At 33.9% G+C, this 5,077-nt stretch carries 8 protein-coding genes; all 8 read left to right on the top strand.

Annotation, left to right across the window (positions count from 1 at the left end; translation table 11 throughout):
• Positions 1 to 223 precede the first annotated feature (223 nt).
• The 8 genes from ACTND6_RS10445 to ACTND6_RS10410 are packed head-to-tail and all read left to right on the top strand — an operon-like array spanning position 224 to position 5,046.
• Positions 224 to 796 carry a hypothetical protein gene (locus ACTND6_RS10445; protein WP_441024132.1) on the top strand — a complete coding sequence of 191 codons (573 nt, stop codon included), beginning with the start codon at positions 224 to 226 and terminating at the stop codon, positions 794 to 796.
• 5 nt (positions 797 to 801) lie between these two features.
• Positions 802 to 1,059 carry a hypothetical protein gene (locus ACTND6_RS10440; RefSeq protein WP_441024131.1) on the top strand — a complete coding sequence of 86 codons (258 nt, stop codon included), beginning with the start codon at positions 802 to 804 and terminating at the stop codon, positions 1,057 to 1,059.
• Positions 1,052 to 1,627, top strand: a complete 576-nt coding sequence (locus tag ACTND6_RS10435; protein ID WP_441024130.1) for a type II secretion system protein — start codon at positions 1,052 to 1,054, stop codon at positions 1,625 to 1,627. Before ACTND6_RS10440 ends, ACTND6_RS10435 begins: the two co-directional genes overlap by 8 nt.
• Positions 1,624 to 2,046: a hypothetical protein gene (locus ACTND6_RS10430; protein ID WP_441024128.1), complete on the top strand. Its 423-nt coding sequence runs from the start codon at positions 1,624 to 1,626 to the stop codon at positions 2,044 to 2,046. The genes ACTND6_RS10435 and ACTND6_RS10430 overlap by 4 nt, the downstream gene beginning before the upstream one ends.
• Complete coding sequence (locus ACTND6_RS10425) at positions 2,043 to 2,804, top strand: prepilin peptidase (protein WP_441024127.1); 762 nt, start codon at positions 2,043 to 2,045, stop codon at positions 2,802 to 2,804. The genes ACTND6_RS10430 and ACTND6_RS10425 overlap by 4 nt, the downstream gene beginning before the upstream one ends.
• 10 nt (positions 2,805 to 2,814) lie before the next feature.
• On the top strand, positions 2,815 to 3,600 hold the full coding sequence (gene pilM / locus ACTND6_RS10420; RefSeq protein ID WP_441024125.1) for a type IV pilus biogenesis protein PilM: 786 nt from the start codon (positions 2,815 to 2,817) through the stop codon (positions 3,598 to 3,600).
• Between the two features lie 22 nt (positions 3,601 to 3,622).
• Positions 3,623 to 4,588: an ATPase, T2SS/T4P/T4SS family gene (locus ACTND6_RS10415; protein ID WP_441024123.1), complete on the top strand. Its 966-nt coding sequence runs from the start codon at positions 3,623 to 3,625 to the stop codon at positions 4,586 to 4,588.
• Between the two features lie 8 nt (positions 4,589 to 4,596).
• Positions 4,597 to 5,046 carry a hypothetical protein gene (locus ACTND6_RS10410; protein ID WP_441024121.1) on the top strand — a complete coding sequence of 150 codons (450 nt, stop codon included), beginning with the start codon at positions 4,597 to 4,599 and terminating at the stop codon, positions 5,044 to 5,046.
• Positions 5,047 to 5,077 lie beyond the last annotated feature (31 nt).

Raw genomic sequence — 5,077 nt, 5'->3', positions numbered from 1 at the left:
CTCATCTAACTAATCATTGTTCTGGAATAAGGCGTGGTAAGACCCTTTTCAAAGTAGTCAAAGCTACAGGGAGGACTACAAATCCACATTCACATATTTCAATATTCTACAAGATACATCGAACCGTTATCAATCACGGTTAAACAGGATTGATAGAAAGGAAAGTGTATATTGTGAATGACTTGTTTTATGAGTCTTCAACAATATACCAGGAGGAGATACGATGAAAAAAATCAAACATAAATTACAGGATTCCCATGGTGTCTCTATCCTTTTTGCATTGTTGTTAATGGCAGTTTCGGCAATGGTTTCCATTACAATCATTTCTGCAAGCTTAAGTGCAGTCAAAAGAAGTCATGCGATAAAAAATACACGACAAGAGTTGATTTCTTTAGATTCTGCAACACTATATATTGAAAAACAGCTAAACTCAGATACAGGTGCTTCTGAAGTATCTTTTTCTCAAAATACGGATGGTACAAATTCTGTAACAAATACAAATCAGTATGGTGGTGCTTTTATAGAAGAAGTAAATGCATTGACAAATACTTTCTTGACTGGAAATCGTGAAACTGAAATTGGAACTTTTTCTTTGGAAACAGAAGATACATCTAATAACACATTGTATGATTCTGTTTCTGTATCGTATAAGGTTGTTTCACAAGATAATGAGCAGCGTGCAATTGTAGTATTTACATTACGCATCAATGACAGTAAGCAATACCTGAAATATAACGTTAATAAAAATACGTCCTCTGTTTCATGGACATTCTTCGAGGCAAGTGGAAAGGAGTAATGTGTATGAACAAGAAAGGTGAAACAATTACAGAAGCACTGGTTTCAACATTGATCATCGCAATTGTATTTGTTGGTATGAATTCTGCAATTATGGCGAGTTCGCGTATCAACAACAAAGCAATCAATCATACAAAACCATTCCAGCATCAAGGAACAAAATCTGCAACAGTACAAGTTTTTATAGAAAGAAATGGTACAAAGACAGATGTAAATGATGCAAAGGTATATATAGAAGAAGATACAGGATATTATTATGAATAAAAACGTACTTGCAAGATCACAAAAGAATACGTCTTATGGCTTTACATTAACAGAGATGTTATGTACGGTTCTTTTAGTGTCGCTTGTTAGTACAATGCTGGTGACTGGTGTACTTATGGGAAGCAAGCAATATAATCGCTCCATTCGTATTTCAGAGGCACAGCAGTTAAACTTAACAATTGAAACAATTCTGACAAATGAATTAAAGTATACAAATAGAATAGAAGAAGAAAATGGGCAAGTGAAAAAGATTTATTCTACAACATATGCTTTGTCTAATGATTTAACTGCGATTTCTATTTTGAAAAATGATAAAGATGAAGCAGTCAGTGATGGGAAATATGGACAATTGTCATTCACGGATGGAACTTCATACAATCGTGTTTTGCCCAAAGGGTCGTATGCAAAGGAATTAGGTGTCAAGATTACTTCATTGACATATGATCAAAGTCAAAAATGTTTCCACGTAACAATGGATATAGGTACAGATAAAATTGGATCTTTGATTAGTGAAAACTTTGTGGTCAGAGCGTTAAATCCAGTAACAATCAATGGAGGGAATGCATGAAGAGAAGAATGTCATTGATTGAATTGATTGCTTTGGTCTTGATTGTATGTGAAATTGTATTTCTTTGTATTAAAGGATATGACTGGATGAATATTCATGTACGTCAAGGAAATGATGCAAATTATGTAAATACATGTGAAAGTGTAGCAAAAGTGAATAGTCTGAATGGAATTCATTGTCCAGTCGATGATTGTTCAAATGCAAATGAAGATTGCGTACATCATCATTCCAATGGCTATATCGGTTATTTTGACAGCGTATCTAATTCAATCGTTGCGCATAAAACAAAAGGGTATAACAGTTGTAAAAATCCAGAAGTACATGGAAAAGAGTATTCTGGAAATGCAGGAGAAATGATATTGGAAGTGATTGTTAAAGATGGAACAATCAGTGTACAGTGGACAGGAGGAAAGCAATGAGTATATATGAAGATACATTTCTAGCTGTCTATTGTATTGTGACAGCGTTTATCTTAGGCAGTGTATTTGGAAGTTTCTTGAATTGTGTCAGTGATCGTATCATTGCACATGAAAAATGGTGGACTGGCAGAAGCAAGTGTGATGCATGTGGACATACATTAGGTGTTTTGGATCTGTTTCCTGTATTTTCTTATCTATTATTGAAGGGAAAATGCAGATATTGCGGTACAAGGCTGTCAAAGACATACGTATGCAGTGAAGCATTGCTTGGAATACTGTTTGTCATCATGGTAGCGTTACACGGAACGTTAGATCTAACACTGCTTCGTGATTTAGGATTTGTGACAGTGTTGTATGGATTGTCATTATCAGATTTAAAATCTTATGAGATTCCAGATGGATTTATTCTTTTTGGAATTGTCTGGTGGATATTGTTCAGCTTCTCTTTACAAGGTCTTGTGAGTGGATTTGTCATTGCGGCAAGTGTCCTGTTAATATCGCTCATTACAGAAAAAGTATTAAAAAAAGAAGCAATGGGTGGCGGAGATATTAAATTATTCTTCGTTGTTGGACTGTATTTAGGAATGCTTGGAAGCTTGTTTAATTTAATATTAGCTTGTTTGATTGGCCTGATATTTGTTGTGGGAATGAAAAAGAATAAGATTCCTTTTGGACCATCCATCTCTATCGCAACATATATATTCTTGTTGTGTGGGAATGGATTTATCAACTGGTATATGCATTTAATTGGAATGTGAGGAATAGACTATGAAGAAATCAATGTTAGGAATTGATATTGGAACAGGATCAATCAAACTTGTTACAAATGATCAGTGTGTTTTGATTGATACGCCAGAGAATGTATTTGAAAATGATCATTTTATTGCTTTTGATGGAATGAGTGAAATTTTCAAGACAGCAGTGAAAGAACATGGCATCCGTAATAAAAAAGTATCTCTTATTCTTCCAGATGAAGATCTATATTTTTCTAGAACAACATTACCATTAATGAGTGAAAAGCAATTGAAAGTAAATCTTCCATATGAATTCTCTAAAATTGTTGGAAAAGATGCAGATCAATATATTTATGACTACTCTTTGATTTCAAGAAATGATCATGAAATGGATCTTCTAGATGTGAAAGAAGCAAAAATGAGAAGCATGAAAAGCTATATTGAAGAACATAGTGATGCAAATCAAGGAGAAGTTGCGGTATATAATAATCTGGCAAATGAAATTGATGCATTAGCAAATATACTTCAGCCAACTGCTTCAAATGTTTCCATTCAGTGGGCAGAACCATATTTAACAGATACAATCGTTAGAAGAAATGCAAATATTACATGTACTGTTCCAAGTTATGTCATTGCGGAAAGTGTCATTGATCAAATTGTAAATCTACAATATAAATGTATTATTTCATCGTTATCCATTTCTGGCAGTGATACAATGAGCGTAAATACATCAGAAAGTGTTACTGTCAGTATGACAGTAACATTCTTTGAAACAATTGATGGTGCAGTCAATATAAACGGATTAACAGAAGCACAATGAGCAGGGGTTCAGAGGTTAATATATGGAAAATAAAAGATTAGGTGAAATGCTCGTTGATGCGGATATATTAAGTGAAAAGCAGATTGAAGAAGCAATTGCACTTAAAAAAAATTCAGGCAAAAGATTAGGTACAATTTTATTAGAAAATCATTATATTAATGAAACACAATTGATTGAAGTATTGAGAATACAGTTAGGTATTGATTTCATTGATTTAAATAAAACAAAGATTGATCCATACATGGCTGGTGTTGTTTCAAAAGTCATTGCACAACAATATCGTGTTGTTGCCTTTCGAAAAGAAAAGAATGTGATTCTTTTAGCGATGGAAGATCCTCTGAATTTTAGAGCATTAGAAACAGTAAAACAGACTACTAAGTGTAAAGTTCGTCCATATATTGCATATTGTGAAGCAATTGACCGTGCTATTTCTGTATTATATGAAAATGAAGGTGCATCCATAGCGATTGCACAGATGGAAGCTGAAAAAGGATCAGAAATGACCGTAGAAGATCTTGTACAAAAGAAAGAACAAGATCAAAGCTCTTCAGCACCAACTGTAAAACTCGTAAACTCTATTTTAGAAAGAGGAATTGCTGAAAAGGCATCAGATATTCATATTGAACCAAGAGAAAATGATGTGCTTGTGCGTATTCGTGTTGATGGAAGACTCAATCGTATTCTGACGATTCCAAAATCTTTACAGGAATCAGTCATTTCTCGTTTGAAAGTCATGTCAGAAATGAATATTACAGAGCATCGTGTACCACAGGTTTTAAGAGAAATGAGTGGTGTAGGTGAAAAGAGTGGAGAACTTGTCGCAACACTGAAAACAATTGGTGATTATTATATAAATGAAACTGATTATGCGGTGAAATCTGCATTAGATAAGCTAGAACCAGCAATGCTTGTATTACTTGCATTGTTTGCGGGATTTATTGTTGTAGCAATCTATTTACCAATGTTTACGATGTATAGTTTAATGTGAGGTGCAGTATGCCAGATTTAAAAAAGAATTATACAAAAGAGGAAGCGGCCGCTTTCGCGGAATCTTTGCGTCAATTGTCAGGATTTGTACGTATCTTATCCAAAGATGAAATTGAAGGAAAACATCCTTTAACGGTTGATTTTAAGCAAAGCTATTGTTATCGTGCATTAAAAAAAGATAGTCCATGTGAAAATTGTATTTCTAAGATTGTCATGGAAAATAAAAGTGATTCTACAAAGATTGAATTTATTAATGGGCAGTGCTATCAATTTTTTGCTCGATATATCATTGTAGAAGGGGTAGAATGTTCGATTGAGACTGCAGTTAAGATTAATGAAAAAGTATTAGTGGATTCCATTGGATATAAAGAGCTTGTTGTGTTAGGGACCGGTGAAAATCGCCAAAAAGTGTCCAGTGAAAATCGCCATTTTCAGTCCATTAAAAATAGCCAATCATAATAAAAGACCATTACCATTTTTCAATAACAGT

Source organism: Bulleidia sp. HCP3S3_C9 (assembly GCF_052064035.1).
In the GTDB taxonomy this organism is placed as follows: domain Bacteria; phylum Bacillota_I; class Bacilli_A; order Erysipelotrichales; family Erysipelotrichaceae; genus Bulleidia.
The sequence above is the reverse complement of the archived record's forward strand: the minus strand, read 5'-3'. Positions and strand labels throughout refer to the sequence as shown.

Coding starts and splice junctions, on each gene's coding strand:
- ACTND6_RS10425 (WP_441024127.1), top strand. CDS start 2,043: ATGAGTATATATGAAGATACATTTCTAGCTGTCTATTGTATTGTGACA.
- ACTND6_RS10415 (WP_441024123.1), top strand. CDS start 3,623: ATGGAAAATAAAAGATTAGGTGAAATGCTCGTTGATGCGGATATATTA.
- ACTND6_RS10410 (WP_441024121.1), top strand. CDS start 4,597: ATGCCAGATTTAAAAAAGAATTATACAAAAGAGGAAGCGGCCGCTTTC.
- ACTND6_RS10440 (WP_441024131.1), top strand. CDS start 802: ATGAACAAGAAAGGTGAAACAATTACAGAAGCACTGGTTTCAACATTG.
- ACTND6_RS10445 (WP_441024132.1), top strand. CDS start 224: ATGAAAAAAATCAAACATAAATTACAGGATTCCCATGGTGTCTCTATC.
- ACTND6_RS10435 (WP_441024130.1), top strand. CDS start 1,052: ATGAATAAAAACGTACTTGCAAGATCACAAAAGAATACGTCTTATGGC.
- pilM (WP_441024125.1), top strand. CDS start 2,815: ATGAAGAAATCAATGTTAGGAATTGATATTGGAACAGGATCAATCAAA.
- ACTND6_RS10430 (WP_441024128.1), top strand. CDS start 1,624: ATGAAGAGAAGAATGTCATTGATTGAATTGATTGCTTTGGTCTTGATT.